We start from the raw sequence: 25139 nt of genomic DNA on the forward strand, positions 1-25139 counted from the left end.
GGGTAGTGCACCCGCGCCGCTTGCGTGCAAGCGGTTGCCGCGATAAGGCGACAGGTACACGTCCCGGGCCCCCTTTGTCCCGGTAATGAGTATGGGGCAGGCTGCTGCGTATCGGCCGACGAAACCCGAGGTCGCGGTGTTCGTCTCCGGCGTCACCAGCATGGGACTGGAGATCCTCGCAGGGCGGATCATCGCACCCCAGTTCGGGAGCAGTATCTACACCTGGGGGAGCATCATCACCGTCTTCCTCGCCGCGCTGAGTCTGGGCTACTGGCAGGGCGGCAAGCACGCCGAGACGGCGTCGAACCGACGCATGAGCTGGCTCATGCTGGGGACCGCGGGGTACGTCGCCATCGTCGTCTACGGCAGCGACCAACTGCTACTCTCGGCGTCGATGCTGCCGTTGCCAACGCGCTACGCCTCGCTGCCGGCCGTGCTCGTCCTCTTCGGACCGCCGACGTACCTGCTCGGTTTCATCAGCCCCTACGCGGCCGAGCTCTCCCAGAAGGAGGGGATCGGCGAGGCGTCGGGCCACGTCTACGCGCTCGGTACCATCGGCAGCATCGTCGGCGCGGGCGCGACGACGTACGTCCTCATTCCCGCGCTCGGCATCGACATGATCGGCTTCCTGTTCGGGCTCATCCTCGTGGGAACCGCGTTCGGGCTCACGCTCCCCACTCTCTCGCCGGAGCCGGCGTCGGCCAGCGTCGCCGTCGCCGTATTGCTCGTCGTCGCGGCCGGCATCGGTCCGGTCGCGTTCGACCACCGCGGCGACGTGGTCTACCAGACCCAGACGGCCTATCAGGAACTCGAGGTCGTCGACAACGACGGCGTGCGGACGCTGTATCTCGACGGGGCCCGCCACAGCGCGATGGACCTCGACGATCCCGATCGGCACGTCTTCGAGTACACGCGGTACTTCCACATCCCGATGCTGATGGTCGACGATCCGGGGGAAGTCGAGGACGTGCTGTTCATCGGCGGGGGCGGGTATACCGGCCCCAAAGACTTCGAGCGCTCCTACGGCGTCGACGTCGATGTCGTCGAACTCGACCCCAAGGTGACCCGGACCGCCAAGGAGTACTTCCGCCTCGAGGAGAGCGAGAACCTGACCGCACACACCGAAGACGGGCGGGTGTTCCTCCAGAACACCGAGAAGAAATACGATCTGATCGTCCTCGACGCCTACCAGAAGGACCAGGTTCCGATCCACCTGACCCAGCTCGGCTTCATGGAACTCGCCGAGGACCACTTAGACGAGGACGGCGTCTTCATGGCGAACGTCATCGCCGCGCCCAGCGGCAGCGGCTCGGCGTTCTACCGAGCGCAGTACAAGACGATCGACGAGGCGTTCGCATCGACGTACAGCTTCCGTACCTCGAGTTGGAGCTCGGTCCAGAACATCGAAGTCGTCGCGACGAAGGCGGATACCGACTTCACCGAAGCCGAACTCGCGACGCGAAACGAAAACCGGGACCTCGCGATCGACCTACGCGGCGAGATCGACGGCTACATGCACGCGCCCGCCACCGAAGACGTGCCGATGCTAACCGAAGACCACGCGCCCGTCGGCGAACTCCAGTCGTCGACGATCGGCCAGGAGTACGTCATCGAGCAGACCGACGGCGAGCGCCGGACCGAACCCGCGTCGTCGCTCGCGGCCGGGCCGCAGCCGGCGACGCTCGCGCGGCCCGCGCCGACGCTCGAGCCGGCGGTGTCGATGGGATCCCAGCCAGCGCCGGCGTAGCCCCTCACTCGATCTCGATCGTCACTCCGACAGCGCGTCGGACTCGAGCGGCGTCGCCGTCCGCCAGTAGTGGTCGAGCGCGTCCGCGGCCCACGCGCGCACGGCGTCGTCGTCGGTGTCGACGGAGGCCCGCAGGATGCCTGTCTCGTCACGCAAGAGCAGATAGACGAGGTCGTCGACGAGCATCACCGCGATCGGCACGCCCTCCTCGCGGACCCTGATCTCGGCACCCTCGGCCGCGAGCAGCGCCTCGAGTTGCCCTCGGAGCGCCGCATCGTCGGCCAGCGCGTCGATCGCGCTGCGGCCGAACACGCCCCGAAACCGCTGCTCGCCGTCGGTCACGCGCTCGCGGACGACGCTTAGGGTCTGTTCGTTGAACGTGTGAGAGAACGTCCGGACATCCGCGCCGTCCTCGAGCACGTCGAGCAGCCGTCCCAGCGGCGCGTTCGGCCGGGTCGCGCTCGGGACGGTGATCGTCGCATCCGCGAGCCGCCGGAGGTCGACGTCCATCGCGTGGGTCGGCAGGTAGTCCACGATATCGCGTAGCTTACCCTCGGTCTCGAGGATCTCCTGTAGATCGGTAAAGCCCTCCGCGACGAGCCGCCCGGTCGCCGTCGCGACGTAGCCGCCGCCGTCGCGTCTGATCCACGATCGGTCCTCGAAGTCCCCGAGGATGCGCCCCAGCGTCGCCTGTGAGGCCCCGGTCTCGGCCGCGAGTTCGGTTCGCGTCCGCCGTCCCGCCGAGAGCAACCTGAGCACGTCGACGCGGTTCGCCGAGAGCGCGAGGAACTCGATCTCCTCGAGTGCCGACTCCATACCGTCTCCTCGTCCCCCCGCGGTAAACCGCTTTCGCGGCGTGAAATGATTGCACGACGTGTGAGGGTGTCGGGGCGGCCCATTGTTTCTCGATCCGCGGCATTTTCTTACCATGAAATAGTTTCTGAACGAAACTATAACCCCGGTGCTCGTACGGAGTAGTATGATGATTCCCGTTCTCAGTGTGCCCTCCGTTCCGAGGGCGCAGACGGTACGGACGGAGGTGACGGCGTAAATGGTCTCCCGCCGCACCCTCGCGTTCTTCGCGCTCTCGAGTCTGTTCTTCGGCGGGACGTTCGTCGCCGCGAAGGCCGGCCTCGCCTACTTCCCGCCGCTGCTGTTCGTCGCGCTCCGGTTCGACGTCGCCGCCGTCGTCATGCTGGCCTACGTCGGCTGGACCTCCTCGCGGGCGGAACTGCTCCCGCGGACGCGCGACGACGCCGTCGGCATCCTCGCGACCGGCGTCCTCTCCATCGGCCTGGCGAACGCACTGCTGTTCGTCGGTCAAGGGTACGTCTCGAGCGCCGTCTCCTCGATCGTCTTCAGCCTCAGTCCCGTTCTGACCCCCGTCTTCGCCGCGGTGTTGCTCGCCGACGAGCGCCTCTCCGCCCGCGGGGCGGCCGGCATGGGGCTGGGCCTGCTCGGCGTCAGCCTCGTGGTCAGTCCCGATCCCGCGAACCTGCTGGGCGGGGCCGGCGGCAAGGGGATCCTGTTCGCCGGCGCGGTCAGCGCCGCGCTCGGGGCCGTCCTCATCCGGCGGGCCGACAGCGACCTCTCGAGTACGGTCCGCGTCGCCTGGGGGCTGCCCTTCGCCGCGGCGCTGTGTCACTTCCTGGCCTGGTCCGGCGGCGAGTCGGCGGCGGCGATCGAGTGGACCCCGGAAGCGCTCCTCGCGCTTGGCTACGTCAGCCTCTTCGCGGGCGTGCTCGCCTACATCGCCTACTTCGGTCTCATCGACGAGACCGGCGCGATCCGCGCGAACCTGATCTTCTACGTCGTCCCCGTCGTCTCGACGCTCGGCGGCTGGGCGCTGCTCGGCGAGACCGTCGACGCCCTTGCGGTCGCCGGTTTCCTGACGATCTTCGCCGGCTTCGTCGTGCTGGGCAGCGCGTCGATCGATTTCGGTTCGCTGCTCCCGAGCGTTCTCACCGACGCGCCGCGAACCGACGACGAGTCGACGGTCAGAGAGGAACCGCGTGGCTACCGCTCCGATTAGAAAAGCGAGAGTTCGCCGGTCACGCTATCCACACGGTCGTCCGCGGCCGGCCCGACCGCCAGCGCGGTGACGGTACCGGGCTCGAGTTGCGTGTGACCGGCGTCGCGGACGATGGCGGTGGGAATCCCCGCTTGTTCGGCGATCTCAGAGAGTTCGTGTAGCTGGCGCTCGCTTTTTCCTTTCAGGACGACCTTCTTCTGGCCGCCCTGCTTCCACTGCGATTGCAACTGGCTATCGGCCTTCTCGTAGGCCGACAGCGACGCGTGGGCGACCTGCGCGGCGAGCTTTCCCTGTCCCATGCCGATGTCCGTGCGGGCGACGATGGCCTGTTTCATGGCCGACTCGAGGAGGGGTAGCCCTTTAGCGGTGACTATACCGTCGGCGACGCCCGGTCGCCGATCGAACGCGGTGGTGGCCGCTCAGTAGACGAGTTCGTTCTCGAGGCCGAGTTCCCGTTCCGTCCGTCTCGCCTCCGGGCCCGTCTCGACGAGCGTTGGTTCGTCGACCGCGTCCGAGAACCGATCGGGGTCGGGCTCGACGCGCTCGAGGAACACCGAGAACGTCGATCCCCGACGGCCGCCGGCCGAGACGACCCCGCCGTACTTGCGCTCTTCGAACGGCGTCTCGTCGGGGTCGGGGAACTCCTCGCGGATGATCTGGGCCGTCTCCCGGAGATACGTCGCGGCCTGCTGTTGGGAGTAGAGGCTCTCCTCGTAGTACTGCTCGACGTGCTCGTCGCTCAACTCCGCCGAGGAGTGTGCCGGGGACTCGTAGCGGATCGATTTCGGCGTTGCGTAGCTGCTCGCGAACCGGATGTTCATCGTAAAGCAGTCGGGATAGCGGAGGATGAGCGGGGAGAACAGCATATCCGTTATCGTGGTCCGCTGTTGGATCCGCCACGCGCCCTCGAAGTAGTACGCCGCGAGCGCGCCGATCCGGTCGTCTCGCTCGCCGCGGTTGTACGCCATCGCGACCTCCCGGTAATCGTCGCCGGCGATCCGTCGGAGTCGTCGCTTGAAGCTCTCGGCGATCCGATCGCGTTCCGCTTCGTAGGCGTTCAGCACCGGTACGTCGGGATCCGCGAGCAGGTCTGCCTTCCGCTCTCGAGCGTCCGCTACGGTCAGCATGTTCTCGTGGAAGACTCGCTCGGCTTCCCGATCGGGGAGCGGCACTCGGACCGCTCGCTGGTGCAGAACACTGGTCGCTCCGGTAAATCGGTCCTGCATCCCGTCCATGCGGCGCTCTTTGCGATAGAGCGTAATAACCGATTAGGCCGTCTGAGAGAGAATATCAAGCCGTCCACGTGTTCGGACGGGCACAACCGGACCGATCGCCGGCGCGGCGCTGCCACGACGTCCAGCGGCCGGCGGCCGAACGATTGCCCGACCGAGCGCGGACCGACGGAATTAGGACCCCATGTTCGCTCCTACTGGATATGATCCTCTCCGACGCGGACATCCTGAAGCGCCTCGAGGAGGGCGACCTCGTCGTCGAACCGCTCGACGATCCGGACCTGCAGATCCAGCCCGCCAGTATCGACCTCCGGCTCGGACGGGAGTTCCTCGAGTTCCAGCGGACGAACATCCCCTGCATCCACCCCGACTCGGAACGGGAGGTCGGCGAGTACGTCACCGAGACGATCGTCGACGAGGGCGACGACTTTATCCTCCATCCCGGCGACTTCGTGCTGGGAACGACCCACGAACGCGTCGAGATTCCCGCGGACCTGATCGCCCACGTCGAGGGCCGGTCCTCCCTGGGTCGGCTCGCCATCGTCGTCCACGCGACGGCCGGCCTCTGTGACCCCGGCTACCGCGGCCAGATCACCCTCGAACTCTCCAACCTCGGCAGCGCACCCGTCGCGCTCACGCCCGGCATGCGAATCTCCCAGCTCACCTTCACGGAGCTCAAAACGGAAGCCGAACGCCCCTACGGCAGCGAACGCGGCTCGAAGTACCAAGACCAGGACGGCCCGCAGGCTTCGCGCATCCAGAGCGACGACGAGTTCGGCGGCGACCAACTCGAGCGCGACGACTGACCCGCGATTCGCGTTTCGAGCGGGCCGGCGTGGCCCGATCACCGTCGGCTGCCGGCAGGGGATTCACCCTCGAGTCGGTTCTAGACCGGTATAGACGCCACACCTGACACGCATGTCCCGCGCGAACTACGAACTCCACGAGCGACTCGACCGGCTCTCGGCCGCATCGGCGGACCGCGACGTACTCGTCACGCTGGCCGTCCCGCCCGACCAGTCGATCGGCGAGGCGCGCCGGCCCGTCGAGACCGACTACGCCGAAGCGACGCAGCGCGACGACCGACCGGTTCCCAAACCGCTCGAGGAAGCCCTCGACGACGTTCGGAGCCGACTGAACGAGTACGAAGAGGTCCCCGAGGACGGGCTCGTCCTCTACGCCGGCGTCGTCGACGGCGACCTCGTCACCGCCACCTTCGACGACCTGCCCGTCACCATCGACGAGGGGACCTACGACCACGGCAACGAGTTCGACCTCGAGCCCCTCGAGAACGTGACCGGCCCCGACGCGACCTACGGGCTGCTGGTCGTCGAGCGCGGTGGGGCCGCGCTGGGCCGGCTGCGCGGCGACGGCGTCGAGCCCATCGAGACGTTCGACAGCGACGTGCCCGGCAAGTCGAGCGCGGGCGGGCAATCGGCCGAGCGCTTCGAGCGCGACCGCGAACGCCAGAAGCGCGACTTTTTCGACGCGGTCGCCGAGCGCGCCCGCCTCGAGTTCGTCGAGGGCGAGCCTGTCGACGGCGTGTTGCTCGGGGGTACCACCGGCACCATCGAGGAGTTCCGCGACGAAGCCGACCTCGATCACCGCCTCGCCGAGGACCTGCTCGGCGAGTTCGCCGTCGAGTACGCCACCGAACAGGGCCTTCGTCAACTGGCCGAGCGCGGCCAAGACGCCATCGACGAGCGCGACCGAAGCGACGCGCGCGAGACGCTCGAGACGTTCTTCGAGGGGCTGCGAGACGACGAGGTACCCGTCGCCTACGGCCGCGAGGAAGTCGACGACGCCCTCGCGTACGACGCGGTCGAGACGCTGTTGCTCTCGACGGCGCTCGAGGGAGCGCAGCTACAGGAGTTCGGCGACCGGACGCTCGAACAGGGCGGTGAGACGGTCGTCGTTCCGGCGGACTTCCCCGACGGCGAGCGGTTCCGCGAGGCGTTCGACGGGCTCGGTGCCCTGCTGCGGTTTCCGGTCGACTGACGGCCACACCGGGCGCTCGATCCCCGTGACGATCGACCGGCCTTTGCAGGCACTACCGGCTTGCCTCGAGCCGGGATAGCCGAACGCATGTGTGCCACATTTTCGGACGACGACGTCGACAAACCCGTCGAAAACGGTACCGGCGAGAAGGTCGGCGTCATCGCCGCGGTCGAGGGCGACATCGCGCACGTCAGACCCGATCCGTCGACCGTGGGCTCGATCAAGTCGTCGCTCGGCTGGGACGGCGTCGCCGAGCAACGCGTCACGCTCGACCGTGCGTCGATTCGGGAGATCAGCGCCGACGCGGTTCGGCTCGAGGGCGAACTCCCCGTCCACGACGTGCCCGGACCCGAGCGCAACGCGTCGTCGGACCGGAATCCAGAGACGGAGCCGGCCGGTGGCATGAGCGGCCTCGACGAGGCCGAGATGGCCGAGGAGATGGCAGCCGAGGATCGGGACCCGACCAACGATCTGGACGCCGTCGACGACCGGGGCCGCGGCGCGGCGATCGATCCGACGGAACTCGTGGATCGGGACACCGGGCTCTCGGCCCGGCCGGACGAGGGCGGCCAGCGGACGGACGCGGCCGTCGATCCCGACGAGGACGCCGAACGAACCGACGCGGCGGTCGACCCGGACGCGGTTCGCGGGACGGACGGCGACACCGACGCCGGGAGCGGCGACCGCGAATAGCCGGCGCCACGTCCCCGCCGACGTTCTCTTCTGGTGCGTTTCCGGGCTGCCTACTAAGACCCCGCTCGTGATACGTCCGACGGCTATGACCCCCAGAAACGAGCAGAGAGGCGGCGAGGGAATCGACGTCGCCGGCCCGTCGGACGCGCAGCCGATCGTCTTCGTCCACGGCGCGATCTTCACGCGGAAGCAGTGGGCCCCCCAGCGACGCGGCCTCTCCGACCGGTTCCGCGTCGTCGCGCCGGACCTCCCCGGCCACGGTGCTCGTGCCGACGAGCCGTTCCGAATGGCCCCGGCGATCGACGTGCTCGAGGAGGCGCTCGAGAGGCACACCGACGGCTCGGCGGTTCTCGTCGGCCTCTCGCTGGGCGGCTACGTGGCGACCGAGTACGCCTACCGCAACCCCGACGCGATCGACGGACTGGTGCTGTCGGGGTGTAGCGCGAATCCGGTGCGGGGACTGGACCGCGGGACGCGTCTGGCCGGCGGGCTCGGACGGCTGCTGACGAAACCCGACCTCGGTTCTCGCGCCGTCGAGAAGTTGGCGACGCGCTGGGTACGAACGCGGGATCTCGCGCCGGCTATCGAGCGCGAGATCGTCGACGCCGGCTTCTACCCGCGGGGGTTCGGCGACGCGGGGCCGGAACTCGCCGGGGAGGATTTCCGGGCGAAACTCTCGACGGTCCCCGCGTCGACGCTCGTCCTCAACGGCGAGGGCGACAGGCTCATGCGCCGAGGCCAGCGGGACCACGCCGCCGCGGCGCGGGACGGCCGCGTCGAGGTGCTCGCGAACACCGGCCACATCTGTAACCTCGACCGATCGGATACGTACACGGATCGGATCCGGCGGTTCGTTCGGCGCTCCGTCCCGACGGAACAACAGGGTCGTCAGGGGTGACAAGAGGGCCGTCAGGAACAACAGGAGCGGTCCTCAGGAGCGTCGTTCGCCGATCGCATCGCGCAGGCGACCGGGGACGTCGAGCAAGGAGATGCCAAAGCCAAACAGGACCATCAGGACGTAGAGTCCGAGCGTCGACGTCCAGACGACGAACATCGCGAGAATCGCCCAGCCGCCCTCGAGGAAGTAGAAGGCCCCGATGGACATCGCGGTGCCGTACAGCAAGACGAGGTACGGGCCCCAGTCGCGGGCGTGGCCGCTGCGGATCCGGCGTCGGACGTAGCGCTTGAGGTCGCCCTCGAGGGACTCCTTCCTGACGGTGCGGTCCTCGACATCGTCCTCGAAGGCGTCGACGCGGTCGCGCAGGCGCTCGATCTCCTCGCGCAGGACTTCCGGATCGTCGGCCCGGTCGTGCGTCCGGGCGCTCGCACGGCTCGTCGCGGCGCGCTCGCTCTCGCGGTCCTCGGCGGCCCCCTCGTCGGCACCCGTGGCGTCGTCGGTCATCGCTTCTGTCGAGACCTGTCGTCCGCCGGGACTTTGTAGCTGCCGATCCACTTCACGGTCGGCGAGCACTGCGTTGAGGACGGCCGCGAAAATGAGGACGATCGCGCCGAGATACAGCCAGACGAGCACGAGGAAGACGGCCCCGAGCGCGCCGTAGACCGTGTAGCCGGTTGCGAGGGTCGTGTAGACGGCGAACGTCCGGCTGAGGACGAACCAGCCGACAGCGGCGACGACCGTTCCGGGGACGGCCTCGCGGACCCCCACGTTCGCGTTCGGAAAGATGACGTACAGCGGCAGGAACGTCACTACCAGTCCGACCACGACGAACAGCTGGCCGACGATCGCCAGTCCTGACCCCGGAACGAACTGGATCACGTACTCGAGGATCCCGACGAAGACGAGGCCGCCGGCGATGACGAGGGAGACGATCGTCGCGTCCCAGATCGTATCGAGCAGCGATTTCGACCCCGCAGTGCCGTATACCTCGGAGAACGCTCGATCGAGACCGCGAAGGACGCGGCTCGAGGCCCAGAGCAGCCCGAGGATGCCGACGACGGTCGCGCTCTGGCGGTTGGTCTGGTCGACGATCGTCTCGGCGAGCAACTCCTGGGCCTGCGTCGTAAGGATGTCCTCGGCCGCGACCGACAGTCGGGTCGCGAGCGCCTCCCCGCCGATCGACGCGGCGATCCCCAGCGCGAGCAAGGCGAGCGGGACGATCGAGATGAAGCCGTAGAACGCGACGCCGGCCGCCAGCAGCGTCAGCTGTTCGTCCTTCGCGAGCCTGACGGCCCGCGTCGTCAGCTCGCGTCCCCGACGATGATCGATCACGGTATCGGCTACGAGACGCGGCACAATATGTAATCGCACGGCACGCCGCCCCAACGGCTCGTTACGGCCGGGCGGCCGCGCGCGGCCGTTCGAGTCGGCACCGATTTCGATTCCGGATCGACCGATAGACGCCGCGTACGGGAACGCTACGTCCGGTACGTCGACCGTTCGTATCGCGTCGGACCGGTCTCGGGGTGGCGACACGATCCTTTCCTCTTTTCTATCAGCGCACGGGAGTGATCCCATGGAGCAGCGACGCTGTCCCGATTGCGGCGTGACGATGGAACCGGTGACCGTCCGCGATGGCGAAGGGATGCGACCGTCGATCGCGACCGGCAAGCGCGAGGGACTACTGGGGAAGATCGGCTTCGAGAGTACGACGAAACTTCGGGGCGTCTGCTGTCCCGAATGCGGGCTCGTCCGGCTCTACGCCGACGTGGAGTAGCGACCACCGGGGCGCGAGCGGTGGCTCAGTCGAGGTTGTCCTCGGTCGCCGCGCGAATCTCGCCCACGCTCGCGTCCGTCTTGAACGTCGTTCCGCCGTAGTGGGCTCTCGAGGCCGCGTAGCCGGCCTCGCGCAGATCGGTCAGGAACTCGTCCATCGCGTTCGCGGGCAGCCCCCAGTTCCGACAGAGCTTGTGCTGGTCGTAGTGGGTCGGCTCGTCGAGTTCGGCCGCGAGCGTCTCGCACAGCTCTCGCGCTTCCGGCGCGGTCCCGAAGGTGTACGGGATTTCGTCCCGGACCGCGCCGACGAACTCGGAATCTCGCACGGGGCCGAGCCAGACCGGCCCGGCGGTGAGCATGCGATTCCCGCCGCAGTGGGGACACGTCTCGAGCGGGTCGGCGATCAGTCCCGGATCCGACTCGCGGTAGAGACAGTCTTCACAGTGGTACAGGTGGCCTAACGCGTCGATCGCGGCATCGGCCGACGTGGCCTTGTGCTCGAGCTCGAGGTAGGTCCGGACGTAGTGGCTGGTCGCGTGGGTCAGGATCGGTTCGACGCCGACGTCGAAGCGGGCAGCGCTGCGGGCGAGGGCCGAAACGAGGATCCGCACGCCCATCTCGGCGTGGTAATCCGTGTTCTGTGGCACGGCGGAGTACGACCGGACGCCGCTGTTGAAGTGTGCACCACACAACGGCGCGGTATCGGTCGCGGTGACGCAGACGAGATCGCGGCAGTTCGCGAACGCGGCGTCGGCGAAGGGCATCGGTGTCCCGTAGGGATCGAGGTCGATCACGTCGAACGGCCGCTCGTGCATGAGCGCCGAGACGTTCCGGTGCTCGACCTGCGCTCGATCGCCACAGTCGTTTCGCTCGAGGTTCTCGCGAGCGAGGGAGACCGCCTCCTCGTCGATATCGCAGCAGGTCACGTCCCAACCGTCGGCGGCGGCCCGCACCCCGCGGACGCCGCTTGCCGTCATCGCGTCCAGATACGATTCCGCGCGGTCCTCGCGCTCGCGGTAGGCCCGCAGCGTCGCGATCGTCAGATCCCGGTTCAGTTCCTGTCGCGGGTTGTAGAAGACCGCCTCCTCGATCCCCTCGGTCTGCTCGCCGGGGACCTCGAGTTCGACCCCGCCCTCGGTGACGCGCATACGTCCGCTGGACGCTCCCCGTCGAAAAGCGTCGTGATCTCGAGGCGGCTCGAGACTCGCTTCGACGCCGACCACTCGGCGCGACAACCAAACCGATTTTACAGTTGGGTGCACAGTTCCGGTCGTGTCGGAGGCTAATCCCGTCGAGCGATGGCAGGCCGCCCTCGAGGAGGCCGGCGAGCTCACGCCCGAGATCGTCGGCGATATCTCGGGGATCCACGGCGACCGCGGGGTCCGCGCCATCGAGGCGGTCGGTGAAAACCGGGTGAAGGCCTACCGCGATTTCACGATCGTCGTCGGCTACGACGACGAGTACATCGTCGAGGACGGCGGCTGTACCTGCAAGGACAGCGAGTACAATCTCGACGCCGACGATCCGACCGAGCGGTGCTGGCACTCGCTGGCCGTCGCCATCGCCCGTCGGGTCGGCCACGTCGACTACCACGACATGTGGTACTCGGACGTGCGTGAACTGCTCTGAGAGCGGTGTGCTGAGTACTTCCTACCGGCCCCTCGACAGCGGTACTCGATACGGGACAGCAACGGCTCACTGCGGACCGATCAACGGCATGCGGTGGCGCGGCGCGCGCTGTCGGTCGACCGAACGAACGTGAGGTCGGCCGACAACCCTGTGCGAGGGATGAGCGAGTGACTGAAAGGAACGAGTGAATCGGCTGGGGAGGGCGTGGCCATACCCTGCCGCCACGATAGCAGGACACGAGGGAGACATAGAAGTTTTCTCCCAGTATCACTTCCACCCACACCCATGATGACTGCAGACACGTCTTTCTATGCAACCCCAGTAGAACAGACCGTTCACCGAGTGAACGCCCGATAGCGGACAACGGAATAACTACCTGACTCGAGACGGCAGAATCGACACTCGAGCGCTCGTGTCGCGACGGCTCTACTCGTCCGCGCAGATCTCGACGAAGTTCCGCAGGATCTGCAGCCCCGTCTCGCCGCTCTTTTCGGGGTGGAACTGCGTGCCGAAGACGTTGCCCGCCTCGTTGGCGACGATCGAGGGGAACTCGCGTTCGTAGTCGGTCGTCGCGACCGTCGCCTCCTCGTCGTCGGGGACCGCGTAGTAGGAGTGGACGAAGTAGGCGTAGTTGCCGTCCACACCGTCGACCAGCGGGTGCTCGCGCTGTACCTCGAGTTCGTTCCAGCCCATGTGGGGCACTTTCTGGCCCTCGGCGAACCGGACGTTGGTTCCCGGAACCAGATCCAGCCCTTCGACGGCGGCGTCGCCGTCGGTCTCGCCCTCCTCGCTCGAGGTCAGCAGCATCTGCATCCCGAGACAGATGCCAAACAGCGGCTGACCGCGGTCGGCGACCGCGAGGAGGTCCTCGCGGAGCGGATCGGCGTTCTCGACGCCCTCGCGAAACGCGCCGACACCGGGCAGGACGACGCCGTCGGCCGTCTCGAACGCCGCGGGGTCGTCGGTGATCTCGACTTCGGCACCTGCCCGCTCCAAGCCGCGGGTGACGCTGCGGAGGTTCCCCAGTCCGTAGTCGACGACGACGACGGAGGCGAGGGACTGCTCCTGTGTTGCGGAGACGCTGCTCATATCGGTACTCGGTGCAGCGCGTTGAAGTGCGTTGCCCTTCGCGCAATCGCGGGCTACTCGAGCGTCGAGCGTTCGCCCGTCGCCTCCGCAGGCCTACGCCCGCCGTCGCCGCTATCGTCGCCGACGTGCCGTCGCCGCCGGTACACGTAGTACGCGATCGCCGGGGTCGAGAGCAGATACGGATATGCTAGCACCGCACCGGCGAGGTGGACGACGCCGAGGACGCCGACGAGCCACGGGTTCGGGTTCCACGCGGGGTGGTCGCGGAGCGCGCGTGCGTCCATGACCAGCGCGACCGCGACGATCGCGGCGAACAGGTACGACAGCCAGCCGGCGAGGACGGTCACGACGAAGGCGGCGATTCCGACGCCGATCGAGCCGCCCTCGCTCGCCGAGACGAAGAGTCGAAGCCCGGCGTACGAACTGAGCATCGAAACCGGTCCGACCGGGAACAGGTACACGCCGTATCGCCACGACGGGTCGGCGGCCGCCGGCGGTTCGGAATCGGGGGCGGACGACATACGTAACCCTGTATCGACAGGCAAGACGTGTATATTCACTGAATTTTGTAGACAGATAAAACGCCGACTCACGCGGTGTTCGTCGATTCCGGCCGCCATCGAACGCGACTGACGACCGCTATCCGGCCGTCAGAAGTCGTCAAAGCGCGTCTGCCCGCCGTCGCTGTCGGCAACGCCCGCGAGATCGGCCGCCCGCTGTAACGCGGCCTCGAACGTCTCCCGCTGGCTGCGGTCGTACAGCGTCGCCGCCGGGTGGACACAGAGCAGCACACGCCGCGGCGCGTCCTCGATGCGGACCTCCTCGAGATCGCCGGCCTCCTTCGTGACTGCGACGGAACGCCCCAGGAGGTGCTCGCTGGGTACCTTGCCCAGCGTGACGATCACCTCGGGGTCGAGCGCGTCGATCTCTCGCTCGAGGTAGCCCCGGCAGTTCCCGAGCTCCTCTTCGGTGGGATCGCGGTTCTCGGGCGGCCGACAGCGGACGCAGTTGGTGATTCGGACGTCCTTGCGCGCGAGTCCGACGTCTCGAAGGCCGTCGTCCAGGACGGAGCCGCTGCGCCCGACGAACGGTTCGCCCTGCTCGTCCTCGTTGGCGCCGGGGCCCTCGCCGACGAACAGCAGGTCGGCGTCCTCGGGGCCGGTGCCGTTGACGATCCGACTGCGGGAGTCGACCAGCGCCGGACAGCGTGTACACTCGGTGACGCAGAGATCCGTCATTTCACCCATAGCCACGGCTCGAACGGCTGGCTACTATGGTTTTCCCTTTGGCTGTCGTCCGCCGTCCGAACGTCGCTTCGATATCCGTCTCGAGGAGTCTGTCGAAACCCTCAGCAGTTGCTGCAAATGCCGTGCTGAAGACAGAGGGTGAGTGCAGTAGGTCGAACCCGACACGCGAGAGCGTTACTTCCGACGACCAAGCAGATACCCTGTGAGAAAACAGACGAGAAGTACAGTGATGCGACGGCGAGTAGAAGTCGGTCGAACGAATCTCGTCTCATTTTCAGTTACTTCGACCACGCCGACGGGTTTTGCCGAAACACCGCCTCCGATGCCGCCACCCTCGTTGTCTTGCGTGGACTGGTCGTCAGGTGAGTTCACGGGACTCGACCCGTATCCGGCGCCAAACCCGTATGCGACCTTCGCCACGGGAATGATGGTTCGGCCATCGGTTTCGATTGGATCGCCGTACACTGACTTGACGGATGCCGAGCCGTGGAGCGGTTCGAGGACGGTCGTGAGCCGGTCGATTACGTTCATGAGGTGCCCTCCACTGACACTTCGACGGCCAGCCACATAGGACCCCCAATCGTCAGGGTGTTCTCGACTGGAAGACACTGCCGTGACCGATACGCGCGCTGTATTCAGCACTATCCAATAGCTATCGCGCTGGGTATAGAAGTTCTAGACGGACCGAGCGTACGAATCGGCCGCTCGAGCCGCCAGCTTCGCCACCCGAATCGGCTCCGGGCGGCCGCCTTCGGGCGTGAACGCGCGGACGATCTCGTCAGCGTCGGCGGGCTCGAGACCGAGACACCTGACGTAGACCGTCTCGTCGTCGACCGTCAGTTCGCGGCGGTCCGGGAGCGACCGATAGGTCTCGAGTCGGTCTTCGAGTTCGGCGCCCGAAAACGCGTCCCGGAGGCCGGCCGCGAGCCCGTCGCTCGCCTCGAACGTGACGGCGAGGACCGGTCGGTCGGCGACCTCGTGAACGCGCGAAAGATCCAGAAGGTTGTACCACGCGGGGGCGACAGCGCCGAGCATGACATACCGGACGTCCGGCCGGCCGAGGTCCTCGAGCAGGGCGACGACGGCGTCGGTGGCATCGGTGCCGCCGACGGTGCAGCCCTCGCAGGTGAGCCCGTCACAGACGCGGTCGGCGCGGACGACGGCACCTGCCAGCGTGCTTCGGTTCCGACCGTCGTCGCGGTCTTCGCGGTACGATTCCGCGATGCCCAGCGCCCGCACCCCGGCTTTCATCAGGCGTCGTCTTCGTCTTTGATCTCCTTGAGCCGATCGAGGAGTTCGTCGCTAGACGCGCCGTTTTCGAACTCGATACTCCCGTCGTGGCTGTTCTCTCCCGATTTTACTGCGTCATCGTCGTCAAAATCAGCGTCCACTTCCTGCTGTTCGGATTCGTCGTAGCTCCCGAATCCCATACACTGTTACCTACGGGATACCGATTGAAAAGTTCCATGGTTACCCGTTTATTAGGGTTTATAGTTGAGTCACACTCCCGAGAAAATCCGCGTCGTCGACGATATAGCCACGTTCTGTAACATATCCGCCATATAGCGCGCGCTCGTTGCGCCAGCGCGGCCGGAACTGCGTTCGGCCGGCTCGGTGCCATCGTTTTTGTCATCGGCCCGCAACTGTCCGGGTATGGAAGTCCACCACGTCACCGAGGACGCGGAGACGTTCACCTGCAACGCCTACCTCGCCGTCGGCGACCGAACGACGCTGGTCGACGCCGGCGCGATGGACGGCGTCGTCGACGAGATTCGCGCACACACCGACGATCTCGAGGCGGTCGTCCTGACTCACCAGCACGGCGACCACGTCGCCCAGCTCGAGGCCGTCGTCGAGGCGTTCGATCCGGACGTGTACGCCTACGCCGATCATCCGGCGCGCACCCACGAGATCGACGACGGCGACAGCGTCGAGATCGGCGACGAGACGTTCGACGTGGTCTTCACGCCGGGCCACGCAGACGACCACGTCTCGCTGGTTTCCGAGTCGTCGCTGTTCTCCGGCGACGTGGTCGTCCACGACGACGGGGCCTTCGACTACGGTAGCTTCGGCCGCACCGACATGGCCGGCCAGTCCCGGGAGCGACTCATCGAGAGCATCCGGGACCTGCTCGAGCGTATGCCCGACGGCGGTCGCGCGAGCGACGCGAGCGCGGCCTCGGGAGACGAGCAGAGCGAGTCTGCCGGCGTCGAGCATATGTACGCCGGCCACGGCGGCGTCTTCCACGGCGATGTCCGCGATGTGGTCGAGACGGCGCTCGAGCGGGCCGAGAAGCGGGAGCCGAAGTACCCCGACGAGTAGGGATCCGTTCGACCCCGGTCGTCCTCTTCTCGCTACGAATCCGTGTGGTGGCTTTCTCTCCGGGAGCTGGCTAAATATAGTATTTTGGCACTCGGGATTTGCGAGACGCACTCCGAATAATACGTGTCAATTGGGGATAAAGAATAACTCGCTGGAACGACTGCCAGAGAGTATGAACGTGGAGGGGGAGAATATCGCTGTAGAGGGACTGCCCGGCGGTGACGCCGTACGGACCGATGGTGGAGGTAAGGGACTGGATACGCTGTTAGCTCTCGTCTCGAGTCGCCGACGACGGCACGCGCTCTACTATCTCCGGGAGTCCGAGACCGCGAGCGTCGACGAACTGGCGAAGCGGCTCACAGAAAGCACCGATACGATCTCGGAGTCGCCGAGTACCGATCAGCTCTCCCGAACGAAGGTTGAGCTGGTCCACGCCGTACTCCCGAAGTTGCAGGAAGCGGGCTGTATCGACTACGATCCTCGAAGCGAGACCATCCGATACAGACGGCCGTCGACATCCCTGACGACTGTTCTCGACGTCTGCTCGGACCTCGAGTCGACCCCGATGGAGTTCGAATGACCGCCGCCGAACCGACGAGGGGCGACGGATAAGACAGAGCGATACAGTGGCGACCGGCGCCGTCGAACTCACCGAGACGCAGACCGGTCTCGTGGCGAGAACGGACGGCGACTCGAGAGAACGGGAGACCGAACGGGCGATGCGACTCCGAGCGCGAGAAAGCGGCCGAGAACGGAGCGTCGTTATGCGGCGCGGGGCTCTTTCGCCTTGGGACGAAGCTTCTCGTAGCCGCACTTGCGACAGCGGTTCGATCGCTTGGAGTTGCGCGCGTTACAGCGCATGCAGATCATCTTCTCGAGCGTCCGTTTCTCTGCGGCGTCGAAACTGGCCATACCCGTCCTTTAGCCGTGGTGCATTTAACCGCTGTGATTGCCGTACCGGCCGGCGTAGGCGCTTCCGCCGATTCGGCCACCTAAGACGACCCGAGCCGTCACTCCTCGTCGGCCAGGTAGTCGTCCTGCACCGCGACGACCTCGCTCGAGTCCGCACACTCGTTGTACCGACGTAGTGGCTCCTCGTTGAGCGTCAGGAAGGTCTCGCCCCAGCGGAACGGCTCGAGGATGTCTTCGGCCAGTTCCCGCTCACCGAAGATACAGGCCGCGCCGGCCAGCGCCTCGACGGTGGTCAGCCGGAACGGCCGGCCGTAGTTGACCGGGTTCGCGGCGACGAGAAAGGGGAGCGCCCGATGGACGCCGTTCATTCGGAACGACGCGGCCTCGGCCGACTCCCACGAGCAATCGAGGGCGACCAGCGTCCCCAACCCCTCCTCGCAATCGGCCGGCGAGAGCGCCTGCTCGGCGTGGGGGTTGAGCACGACCCCGTAGGGCACCTGCCCCATCAATCGATAGAGGGTCGCCTTGTCGAAGCGCTCGAGGCGACGCGCGGTGCACTTCTCGGGGTCGTCGTCGCCCTCGTAGTAGACGTGACACTCCACGCGAGCCGGTACGAGGAGCCGAGAGAAAAGGAATGTGAAACGGCGCCGGCGAGTAGCGCTCGAGGATCTGGCGGCAGGACAGGACCGTTCGGCGCGACAGTCAGGAGAGTAGCACGCTTTTGACGCTCGCCGCGAAACGCCACGTATGGATTCGGCCGCGCTCGTCCGGCGATACTACGATGCGCTCGACGACCACGACTACGACGCGCTCGAGGACGTCCTCGCGCCCGCGTTCTCCCAGCGTCGCCCCGATCGCACGTTCGAGGACCGCGACGCCTTCGTCGCGTTCATGCGCGACGAGCGGCCGAACCCGGACACCAGCCACCATCTCGAGTCGGTCGTCACTGCGGACGAGCGGGTCGCGGTCCGGGGCCGCGTGACCGAGGGCGGTACGACGCTCTTCGAGTTCGCGGACTTCTTCGAACTCGGGGACGGACGGATCGGCCGGCTCGAGACCTATTCGCGCTAACTTAGGCCGAGCAGTTGTTCGGTCCTAACTCGAGTTCGACGCGCTCTTCCGGTGGAACCTCCGCAACGCCGCGGTTGTACTCGATGATCTCCTCGTAGTTCGACGGCTTCTCGCCGGCGTCGGCCATCCGCTCGACGAACGCGTCTCTCTCAAGGCTGAGCAGGTCGATCCCCGTCCGCGCGTGGCGGATCGTCGTCCGGATCGGTTCGCCGGGCGCGCCGTGTTCGAACTCGCCGTCCGCGGTGACCGTTACGTGCCCCGGGAGGACGACGATGCCTTCGGGCTCGGCCAGGATCGTCCGGTGGAGCGTCTCGTAGAGCAGTTTCGCCCCCCGTTCTCCCTCGTCCTCGCTGAACTCCAGTTCCGTCCGGCCCGTCGAGTCGACGTGCAGCGTGTCGGCGGTCAGCAGCGCCCGGTCGTCCACCAGCAGAGAGATCATCTCGCTCGTGTGCCCCGGCGCGAACACCGCTTTCACCTCGCGCTCGCCGACCGCGAGGACCTCGTTTCGCTCGAGCGGCGTGTACTCACGCTCCACGTCGCGCTCGCTCGCCCGCTCGCCGAGATAGTAGGGGACGCCGAGGTCGTCGGCCAACTGGCGGCCGCCGGAGATGTGATCGGCGTGCACGTGCGTGTCGATCACGCCGGTGATCGAGAGCCCGCGCTCTTCGGCGGCGACCTCGTACTCGTCGGTGTCCGCGGTCGGGTCGACGACGACGGCCTTGCCCGTCTCGGCGCAGCCGACGACGTAGCCGAGACAGCCCTTCGCGCGCCGCTGGATCTGGACGACCGTCAGGCCCTCGCCAGCGTCGATCTCCGCGCGGTCGTAGACGCCGCTCCACCCTTTCATCCCGCCGTCGACCGCCGCCACGTCGAACTCGTCGGTCGCCGACTCGAGGCGCGTCGCCAGGTTGCTCGAAGAGATTCCCTTCGCGCAGACGGTGATCACGCGGTCGGCGTCGCCGACGGTCTCCGCTAACTCCTCAAGGCGACCGTCGAGTTCCTCCTCGGGACCGAACGGGAAGTGGACCGCGCCGGCGATGTGCCAGGCTTCGTAGCTGTCTTCGGAGCGAGTGTCGACGAGAACGTAGTCCGCGTCCTCGTCCTGTAGTTCGGCGAGTCGACTGGGCGAAATTGTGGTAACCATATACGTCTATAGCGGGGCGAGCGAGGTAACCATCGACGTGTCAGTAGCAGGGTCAGCGAGCGAGGCGGTCGACGGATGTCATCAGTCCGTGCTATCTCACGCTTACCGAGAGGGTTCATTTAACTGATACCAGTTCGAAGGGGCGGTATGGCTCTGTCCGATTACGTCGCCGCCGCCGCCACCGTCCTCCGCCGCCGCCCAGGCGATATCCTCCCGATGTACCTGCTGGGCTCCGCGATCCCCGCGATCGTCCGCGTCGTTCCGTTCTTCGCGATCGCCATCGCCTACGCCTTTCTGGCGACAACCGGTCGACTCGCGTCGATTCGCGGTGACCTCGCCGCGCTGGAATCGCCACCGGACCCGAGCGCCGATCCAGAGGCGTTCGAGGCGTGGGCCAACGGACTCGAGCCGATCGTCGACCAACTCCTCGCGCCGCCGCTCGTCGCGCTGGCGGCGGTGGCCGCCGTCCTCAGTTTCCTGCTGTTCGTCGGGCTGACGGCGGTCGTCGCCGCGGGACAGCTTTCGACCTGTTACAGCCGGCTGCAGGACAACCGCGGACTCCTCGCCGGGCTCGACGGGGCGCGCCGCTACTGGCTCCGGTTTCTCGGCCTGTTCGTCCTCGAGTTCGTCTGCTGGGCCGTGGTGCTCACCGGCGTCGGTATCGTCACGGCGCTGGCCGCTGGGGCCGCCTCGGTCGCCAGCGGCTCCGTCGCGGCGACGCTCCCCGTCGTCCTGCTGGCGGGGCTCGTCACGGTCGTGGTCCTCCTCGCGATCCGAGCCGTGTTCGCGTTCGCGCCGGTCGCGGTCGTCGTCGACGATGCCGGCGTCTTCGGCTCCCTGCGGAACACGCTCGGGTTCATCCGCGCACAGCCGGGCGGCGCAGTGTTTTACTACCTCGTCGCGCTCGTGGCAGTCGTCGCCCTCTCGACGGTCACCGGACTGCTCTCGCTCGTCGACGTCGTCACCGTCGGCTCGCTGCTCTCCGCGCTGGTCGTGTTCCCGGCGCTCGATCTGCTGAAGACGGCCGTCTACTGCGGCTACCGCGAGCGACTCGCGCCGCCGACCCCGCCGGAGCGATCGCTCCGCGAGCAGCTGCGCGACGGCCTCCGACGCGGCTGGAACGACATGCTGTCGTTCGTCCGGTCGACGCCGGGACTCCACGCGCTCGTCGTCGTCCTCGCGCTCGTCGGCTTCGGCGCGGGCTGGGTGGCCGCCGACCCCTTCGCCGGCACGTTTCAGGCGTCGATCACGGCCCGTCTCGACGGGTGGCTACCGCCGGCGATGGCGGCGGAACTGTTCGGCAACAACTGGCTCGTCGCGCTCACGACGGCCTACGCCGGGCTGGCGTTCGCGATCCCGGCGATCGTCTCCTTGCTGTTCAACGGCGTTTTCCTCGGGATTTACGCCCGCCTCGAGGTCGATCCGCTCGAACTGGCCGCCTTCGTCGTCCCCCACGGCATCTTCGAGATTCCGGCCATCCTCGTCGCCAGCGCGCTCGGCGTCTCCGTGGGTGCCACCGCCTGGCGGACGTGGCGCGGCCGCGCGACCCGGGCAGACCTCGCCGACGCGCTCGAGCGCGCCTTCTGGGTGCTCGTCGGCATCGGCATCGTGCTTGCGGTCGCGGCGTTCATCGAGGGATTCGTCAGCCCGTACTACTACCGGCTGTTCCTGTAGCGCAAGCGCCGTTTCTACCGTCTCGCTACCGATAGGCCTCGAACTCCTCGCCGAACAGCAGGAAGTAGGCCGTGCCGCACAGCCCGATCGCCGTCGCGATGCCGAACGCGAGCGTCGGATCGCCCGCGAACTCCCGCGTGTCGATCACCGGAACCGAGAAGCCGCCCCAGAGCAGTCCGCCGATCGCGGCGCTCGGGATGACGATCACGTTCCGCAGGAGGTAGTACGCGCCGGTGACGCGGCCGCCGGCGCCGCGCTCGGCCGGGCCGACGATCAGCGCTTTGTGAGCGGGCAACCCCGCGAACCGCAGGCCGGAGAAGGCAAAGAGGACCGCGAGGGCGGCCGGATCGGCGGGCGCGTTGATCAACAGGATCGGGAAGATCGCGTACACCGCGAACCCGAGGGCCACGACCGGTTTGAGCCCGATGCGCTCGGCGGCCTTGGCGACCGGCACCATCGTCAGCAGCGCGACCAGCATCTCGATCCCCAGCAGGATCCCGAAGTACGACTGCGGCGAGAGGACGACGGTGCCGATCGCCGGCAGCGACAGCGAGAGCCCGACCTCGAGAAACCGCGTGACGACGATCACGAAGAAGACGTAGACCATGCCGTTCGCGAACCGAACGAGGGTATCGCCCACCAGCAGGGGCCGGAGTTCGTCCGGCATCGCCCGAAGATCGGCGATCAACTGGGAGACGCCCTCGAACGCCTTCCCGATGTCGTCCTCGTCGGCCCGGTAGAGGACGTGCTGGGCAACCGTCCCGAGAACCCCGAAGATGGCGGCGACGAGCAAGATCAGCTGGAAGGCGGTGACGATCTCGCCGCCACTCGAGCCGAAGGGATAGAACAACGCGGCGGCGAACAGCGGCCCGACCAGGAAGGCGGTGCGGCGGAACGTCTCGGTGCTCGCGAAGCCGGCGGCCAGATGCGAGGGGGAGACCGACTGTTTGACGATGGCGAACGTCGCCCCGAGCCCGAACGATTTCCAAGCCTGGGCGAGCAACAGGCCAACGAAGATCGCGACGATCGATAGCGACACCGAGCCGACCGAAACGCCCGCAAGAAGGGGAGCGGCGAGCCAGACGCCGAACCCGAGCGTCGAACAGAGCCCGAAGGCCGTCAGCGCGTACCGCGAGCCGAGCCAGTCGGAGATCGCACCGCCGGGATAGGGGTAGACGGCGCTGACGACGTTACTGACCGTCCCGAACAGGCCGATGACGAACACCGACGCGCCCAGCGCCGACATGTACTCCGCCATGTACCGACTGGTCATCTGGAAGCCCAGACTGAACGCGAACATCGCCGCCGAGAGGACGAGCACGTCACGCTCGAGCGCGAAGAACTGCCGAAAGGCGTCCAGCGGATCGGCCTTCCCGTCCGTCGGCTCCTGCTCGAGGCTCATACCTGTTGGTGCTCGCCGAATCGGCTTGAAATTTGGTCCGCGGGTCGGCGCCACCCCGCGTCCGGCAGGCGATCGAGCACCGGCCCGCGTCCGCGTTCGCTGCCGTGGGTATCGGGACCGAGAACCACAGCTATCGCCAGCCGGCCCGCCGACGGATGCGCTAAAGGGAAGCGCTCATTAGCCAGTAGTGTGAGGTGACGGACATGGCTTCGTGGAAGCGGGATTTCGCGAGCGGGCTCATCGTTCTCGGCCCCATCCTCATCACGCTCTACGCGATCTACTGGCTCTACGGACTCGTCTCCGGGCTGACACCCGGTCTCATTCTCGAATCGACGGCGCTCAAGCCGCTCATCCCGGGCACGAGCGCGCAGGCCGTCCAGACCCGAGAGCAACTCGCGCAGTTCCTCCGCGTGATCGTCGCGCTGACCGTCTTCATCATTCTCACCTTCTCCGTCGGCTACCTCATGCGAACCACCGTCGGCAGCCTCGCCGAACGGCTCGTCGACAACATCGCCAACCGCGTCCCGGTGATCCGCGTCGTCTACAACGCCTCGAAGATGGCCGCAGAGACCGCCTTCGGCGAGCAGGAATCGTTACAGAAGCCCGTCAAGATCGAAACCTGGGAGGGACTTCGAATGACCGCCTTCAAGACCGGCAAAGTGACCAGCGACGGCCGCGAGGTGCTCTTCTTGCCGACCTCGCCGAACATCACGACCGGCTACGTCGTCGAAGTCGAACCCGACGAGATCACCGAACTCGAGGAGGACGTCGAGGACGCGCTGACTCGCGTCCTGAGCGCCGGCTTCGGCGACGCCAACAAACGCGGCATGGACGCCGGGATCTCGATCGACGTCGTCGACGAGGCGCGAACCGACCGCGACGACCGCCCCGATCAAGTCGAGCGGGTCAACGACGACTAACGACCTTTTACGCTGTCGTTCGAGAGAGCTCCGCTCTCTCGTGATGACGAAACGCCAGAGGCGTTTCGAACCACGGTCTGCCGCACAGCGCGGTGTCCCTCGGCAAACGGTCGATCAAAAGCCTCCTCCCTCCGTTCCGGGCGCACAGCGCCCTCCACATCGGTCGTCGGCCCGCCCGCTCGGCCTACGGCCTCGCTCACGGCAGTATTCGGTGAGCTACCTGCCCTCCCCCGAGTCGCGCGCCTCTCGCAGCGCTCGAGGCGCGCTCCCGGCCACGAAAATCACGGGAGAAGACAGGCGACTCGCGTCGGCGTTCGGTCGTTATCTCGATCGACTGGATCGTTCCCTACCGAGCAGTCGCCCTCAGACGTCGACGTACTCGAACCACTCGTCGTACTCCGCGGGGGCTTGCTCGACGATATCGAAGAACTGCTGCTGGATCTCCTCGGTGACGGGGCCGCGGGAGCCGTCGCCGATGACGACGTTGTCGACCTTTCGGATGGGCGTGACCTCGGCCGCAGAACCGGTGAAAAACAGTTCGTCGGCCGTGTTGAGTTCGCCCCGCGAGATAGAGACGTTGTCGTGGACGGTGTAGCCCAGCTCCTCCGCGATCTGGATGACGGAGTCGCGAGTGATACCGTCGAGGATCGACTCCGAGAGCCCGGGCGTATAAAGTTCGCCGTCGCGCACAAGGAAGATGTTCTCGCCGGGGCCTTCCGCGACGTTGCCCTCCTTGTTGAGGACGATCGCTTCGGCGTAGCCGTTCCGGCGAGCTTCCTCGCCCGCGAGCATGCTGTTGACGTACAGGCCCGTGGTCTTGGCGTTAGTCGGAATCTGACTCGAGGCGTGTTTTCGCCACGAGGAGATCATCACGTCGATACCGTTCTCGAGGGCTTCCTCGCCGAGGTAGGCCCCCCACGGCCAGACGGCGACGGCGGTGCGGGTCGGGCAGTCTTTCGGGCTCACGCCCAGCGAGTTGTAGCCGTAGAACGCGATCGGCCGCACGTAACAGGAGGGCAGTTCCTGTCGGCGGATGAGCTCTGTCGTCGCCTCGGTGAGCTCCGCTTTCGTGTACTCGATGTCCATCTCGTAGGGCTTCGCGGACTGAAACAGGCGCTCTAAGTGCTCCTCCCAGCGGAAGAGCGCAGGTCCGTTTTCGGTGTCGTAACAGCGCGCGCCCTCGAAGACGCCGCTGCCGTAGTGGAGGCCGTGCGTGAGAACGTGGACTTGCGCATCGTCCCAGTCGACGAACTCGCCGTCCATCCAGATCGTGTCGACGTCCATCTCGTCGAATCCCATTGTCGAGTGTGTTGCAAGTCCCCGTACTAAGTATTCGCGGTTCCGCCCGAATCG

The 25139-nt window shown here is 66.8% G+C and carries 29 protein-coding genes; 13 read left to right on the top strand and 16 right to left on the bottom strand.

Features of this window, described 5'->3' with window-relative positions:
• Nucleotides 1-85: 85 nt before the first annotated feature.
• Nucleotides 86-1747 carry a spermidine synthase gene (locus tag NKH51_RS09385; RefSeq protein WP_254761430.1) on the top strand — a complete coding sequence of 554 codons (1662 nt, stop codon included), beginning with the start codon at nucleotides 86-88 and terminating at the stop codon, nucleotides 1745-1747.
• A gap of 21 nt (nucleotides 1748-1768) precedes the next feature.
• Here the strand turns inward: NKH51_RS09385 and NKH51_RS09390 are convergent, their stop codons facing one another.
• A complete protein-coding gene (locus tag NKH51_RS09390) occupies nucleotides 1769-2563 on the bottom strand; it encodes a helix-turn-helix transcriptional regulator (protein ID WP_254761431.1) in 795 nt (264 codons plus the stop codon).
• Nucleotides 2564-2798: 235 nt separating this feature from the next.
• Between NKH51_RS09390 and NKH51_RS09395 the strand changes: the two genes are divergently transcribed.
• Nucleotides 2799-3779, top strand: a complete 981-nt coding sequence (locus tag NKH51_RS09395; protein ID WP_254761432.1) for a DMT family transporter — start codon at nucleotides 2799-2801, stop codon at nucleotides 3777-3779.
• Here the strand turns inward: NKH51_RS09395 and pth2 are convergent.
• Nucleotides 3776-4114, bottom strand: a complete 339-nt coding sequence (gene pth2 / locus NKH51_RS09400; protein ID WP_254761433.1) for a peptidyl-tRNA hydrolase Pth2 — start codon at nucleotides 4112-4114, stop codon at nucleotides 3776-3778. The genes NKH51_RS09395 and pth2 overlap by 4 nt on opposite strands.
• An 84-nt stretch (nucleotides 4115-4198) precedes the next feature.
• Nucleotides 4199-5014: a hypothetical protein gene (locus NKH51_RS09405; protein ID WP_254761434.1), complete on the bottom strand. Its 816-nt coding sequence runs from the start codon at nucleotides 5012-5014 to the stop codon at nucleotides 4199-4201.
• A gap of 200 nt (nucleotides 5015-5214) precedes the next feature.
• Here NKH51_RS09405 and dcd point away from each other — a divergent pair, with 200 nt between their 5' ends.
• The 4 genes from dcd to NKH51_RS09425 all read left to right on the top strand — a co-directional run bounded on the left by dcd (nucleotide 5215) and on the right by NKH51_RS09425 (nucleotide 8600).
• Complete coding sequence (gene dcd, locus NKH51_RS09410) at nucleotides 5215-5817, top strand: dCTP deaminase (RefSeq protein ID WP_254761435.1); 603 nt, start codon at nucleotides 5215-5217, stop codon at nucleotides 5815-5817.
• A gap of 112 nt (nucleotides 5818-5929) precedes the next feature.
• Nucleotides 5930-7009 (top strand): Vms1/Ankzf1 family peptidyl-tRNA hydrolase, encoded by a 1080-nt coding sequence (locus tag NKH51_RS09415; protein ID WP_254761436.1) that lies wholly within the window; start codon nucleotides 5930-5932, stop codon nucleotides 7007-7009.
• 87 nt (nucleotides 7010-7096) lie between these two features.
• Nucleotides 7097-7702: a hypothetical protein gene (locus NKH51_RS09420; protein ID WP_254761437.1), complete on the top strand. Its 606-nt coding sequence runs from the start codon at nucleotides 7097-7099 to the stop codon at nucleotides 7700-7702.
• Nucleotides 7703-7787: 85 nt separating this feature from the next.
• On the top strand, nucleotides 7788-8600 hold the full coding sequence (locus NKH51_RS09425; protein WP_254761438.1) for an alpha/beta fold hydrolase: 813 nt from the start codon (nucleotides 7788-7790) through the stop codon (nucleotides 8598-8600).
• A gap of 33 nt (nucleotides 8601-8633) precedes the next feature.
• Here the strand turns inward: NKH51_RS09425 and NKH51_RS09430 are convergent, their stop codons facing one another.
• On the bottom strand, nucleotides 8634-9932 hold the full coding sequence (locus NKH51_RS09430; protein WP_254761439.1) for a YihY/virulence factor BrkB family protein: 1299 nt from the start codon (nucleotides 9930-9932) through the stop codon (nucleotides 8634-8636).
• A 244-nt stretch (nucleotides 9933-10176) separates the two neighbouring features.
• On the opposite strand from NKH51_RS09430, the gene NKH51_RS09435 reads away from it, so the two are divergent.
• Entirely contained in the window at nucleotides 10177-10377 is a 201-nt protein-coding gene (locus NKH51_RS09435) for a hypothetical protein (RefSeq protein ID WP_254761440.1), read from the top strand.
• 25 nt (nucleotides 10378-10402) lie between these two features.
• Here the strand turns inward: NKH51_RS09435 and NKH51_RS09440 are convergent, their stop codons facing one another.
• Nucleotides 10403-11524, bottom strand: a complete 1122-nt coding sequence (locus NKH51_RS09440) for a tRNA (guanine(26)-N(2))-dimethyltransferase (protein WP_254761441.1) — start codon at nucleotides 11522-11524, stop codon at nucleotides 10403-10405.
• A 124-nt stretch (nucleotides 11525-11648) separates the two neighbouring features.
• Between NKH51_RS09440 and NKH51_RS09445 the strand changes: the two genes are divergently transcribed.
• Complete coding sequence (locus tag NKH51_RS09445; protein WP_254761442.1) at nucleotides 11649-12005, top strand: hypothetical protein; 357 nt, start codon at nucleotides 11649-11651, stop codon at nucleotides 12003-12005.
• A gap of 426 nt (nucleotides 12006-12431) precedes the next feature.
• On the opposite strand, the gene hisH is transcribed toward NKH51_RS09445, so the two are convergent.
• From hisH to NKH51_RS09475, 6 genes are all read right to left on the bottom strand, one after another.
• On the bottom strand, nucleotides 12432-13094 hold the full coding sequence (hisH, locus tag NKH51_RS09450; protein WP_254761443.1) for an imidazole glycerol phosphate synthase subunit HisH: 663 nt from the start codon (nucleotides 13092-13094) through the stop codon (nucleotides 12432-12434).
• Between the two features lie 53 nt (nucleotides 13095-13147).
• A complete protein-coding gene (locus tag NKH51_RS09455; RefSeq protein WP_254761444.1) occupies nucleotides 13148-13615 on the bottom strand; it encodes a hypothetical protein in 468 nt (155 codons plus the stop codon).
• A gap of 129 nt (nucleotides 13616-13744) precedes the next feature.
• Nucleotides 13745-14341, bottom strand: coding sequence for a uracil-DNA glycosylase (locus tag NKH51_RS09460; RefSeq protein ID WP_254761445.1), 597 nt, complete (start codon nucleotides 14339-14341; stop codon nucleotides 13745-13747).
• Between the two features lie 174 nt (nucleotides 14342-14515).
• The gene (locus tag NKH51_RS09465) at nucleotides 14516-14872 is read right to left on the bottom strand and encodes a GerW family sporulation protein (RefSeq protein ID WP_254761446.1); all 357 of its coding nucleotides are present in this window, start codon (nucleotides 14870-14872) and stop codon (nucleotides 14516-14518) included.
• A gap of 144 nt (nucleotides 14873-15016) precedes the next feature.
• Complete coding sequence (locus NKH51_RS09470; RefSeq protein WP_254761447.1) at nucleotides 15017-15592, bottom strand: endonuclease dU; 576 nt, start codon at nucleotides 15590-15592, stop codon at nucleotides 15017-15019.
• A complete protein-coding gene (locus tag NKH51_RS09475; RefSeq protein ID WP_254761448.1) occupies nucleotides 15592-15771 on the bottom strand; it encodes a DUF5786 family protein in 180 nt (59 codons plus the stop codon). Before NKH51_RS09475 ends, NKH51_RS09470 begins: the two co-directional genes overlap by 1 nt.
• 223 nt (nucleotides 15772-15994) lie before the next feature.
• Here NKH51_RS09475 and NKH51_RS09480 point away from each other — a divergent pair, with 223 nt between their 5' ends.
• Nucleotides 15995-16663, top strand: a complete 669-nt coding sequence (locus tag NKH51_RS09480) for an MBL fold metallo-hydrolase (protein ID WP_254761449.1) — start codon at nucleotides 15995-15997, stop codon at nucleotides 16661-16663.
• A 172-nt stretch (nucleotides 16664-16835) separates the two neighbouring features.
• Entirely contained in the window at nucleotides 16836-17243 is a 408-nt protein-coding gene (locus NKH51_RS09485) for a DUF7344 domain-containing protein (protein ID WP_254761450.1), read from the top strand.
• 182 nt (nucleotides 17244-17425) lie between these two features.
• On the opposite strand, the gene NKH51_RS09490 is transcribed toward NKH51_RS09485, so the two are convergent.
• Nucleotides 17426-17575, bottom strand: coding sequence for a 50S ribosomal protein L40e (locus tag NKH51_RS09490; protein WP_254761451.1), 150 nt, complete (start codon nucleotides 17573-17575; stop codon nucleotides 17426-17428).
• Between the two features lie 98 nt (nucleotides 17576-17673).
• Nucleotides 17674-18177: a DUF367 family protein gene (locus tag NKH51_RS09495; RefSeq protein ID WP_254761452.1), complete on the bottom strand. Its 504-nt coding sequence runs from the start codon at nucleotides 18175-18177 to the stop codon at nucleotides 17674-17676.
• Between the two features lie 145 nt (nucleotides 18178-18322).
• On the opposite strand from NKH51_RS09495, the gene NKH51_RS09500 reads away from it, so the two are divergent.
• Complete coding sequence (locus NKH51_RS09500) at nucleotides 18323-18646, top strand: nuclear transport factor 2 family protein (protein ID WP_254761453.1); 324 nt, start codon at nucleotides 18323-18325, stop codon at nucleotides 18644-18646.
• A gap of 1 nt (nucleotide 18647) precedes the next feature.
• Here the strand turns inward: NKH51_RS09500 and NKH51_RS09505 are convergent, their stop codons facing one another.
• Nucleotides 18648-19790: an MBL fold metallo-hydrolase gene (locus NKH51_RS09505; protein WP_254761454.1), complete on the bottom strand. Its 1143-nt coding sequence runs from the start codon at nucleotides 19788-19790 to the stop codon at nucleotides 18648-18650.
• Between the two features lie 147 nt (nucleotides 19791-19937).
• Between NKH51_RS09505 and NKH51_RS09510 the strand changes: the two genes are divergently transcribed.
• The gene (locus tag NKH51_RS09510; protein WP_254761455.1) at nucleotides 19938-21464 is read left to right on the top strand and encodes a stage II sporulation protein M; all 1527 of its coding nucleotides are present in this window, start codon (nucleotides 19938-19940) and stop codon (nucleotides 21462-21464) included.
• Between the two features lie 25 nt (nucleotides 21465-21489).
• On the opposite strand, the gene NKH51_RS09515 is transcribed toward NKH51_RS09510, so the two are convergent.
• On the bottom strand, nucleotides 21490-22866 hold the full coding sequence (locus NKH51_RS09515) for an MFS transporter (protein WP_254761456.1): 1377 nt from the start codon (nucleotides 22864-22866) through the stop codon (nucleotides 21490-21492).
• A 203-nt stretch (nucleotides 22867-23069) separates the two neighbouring features.
• On the opposite strand from NKH51_RS09515, the gene NKH51_RS09520 reads away from it, so the two are divergent.
• On the top strand, nucleotides 23070-23786 hold the full coding sequence (locus tag NKH51_RS09520; RefSeq protein ID WP_254761457.1) for a DUF502 domain-containing protein: 717 nt from the start codon (nucleotides 23070-23072) through the stop codon (nucleotides 23784-23786).
• Between the two features lie 363 nt (nucleotides 23787-24149).
• On the opposite strand, the gene NKH51_RS09525 is transcribed toward NKH51_RS09520, so the two are convergent.
• Nucleotides 24150-25085 (bottom strand): branched-chain amino acid transaminase, encoded by a 936-nt coding sequence (locus tag NKH51_RS09525; RefSeq protein WP_254761458.1) that lies wholly within the window; start codon nucleotides 25083-25085, stop codon nucleotides 24150-24152.
• Nucleotides 25086-25139: the final 54 nt, after the last annotated feature.

This window comes from Natrinema marinum (assembly GCF_024296685.1).
Classification (GTDB): Archaea; Halobacteriota; Halobacteria; order Halobacteriales; family Natrialbaceae; genus Natrinema; species Natrinema marinum.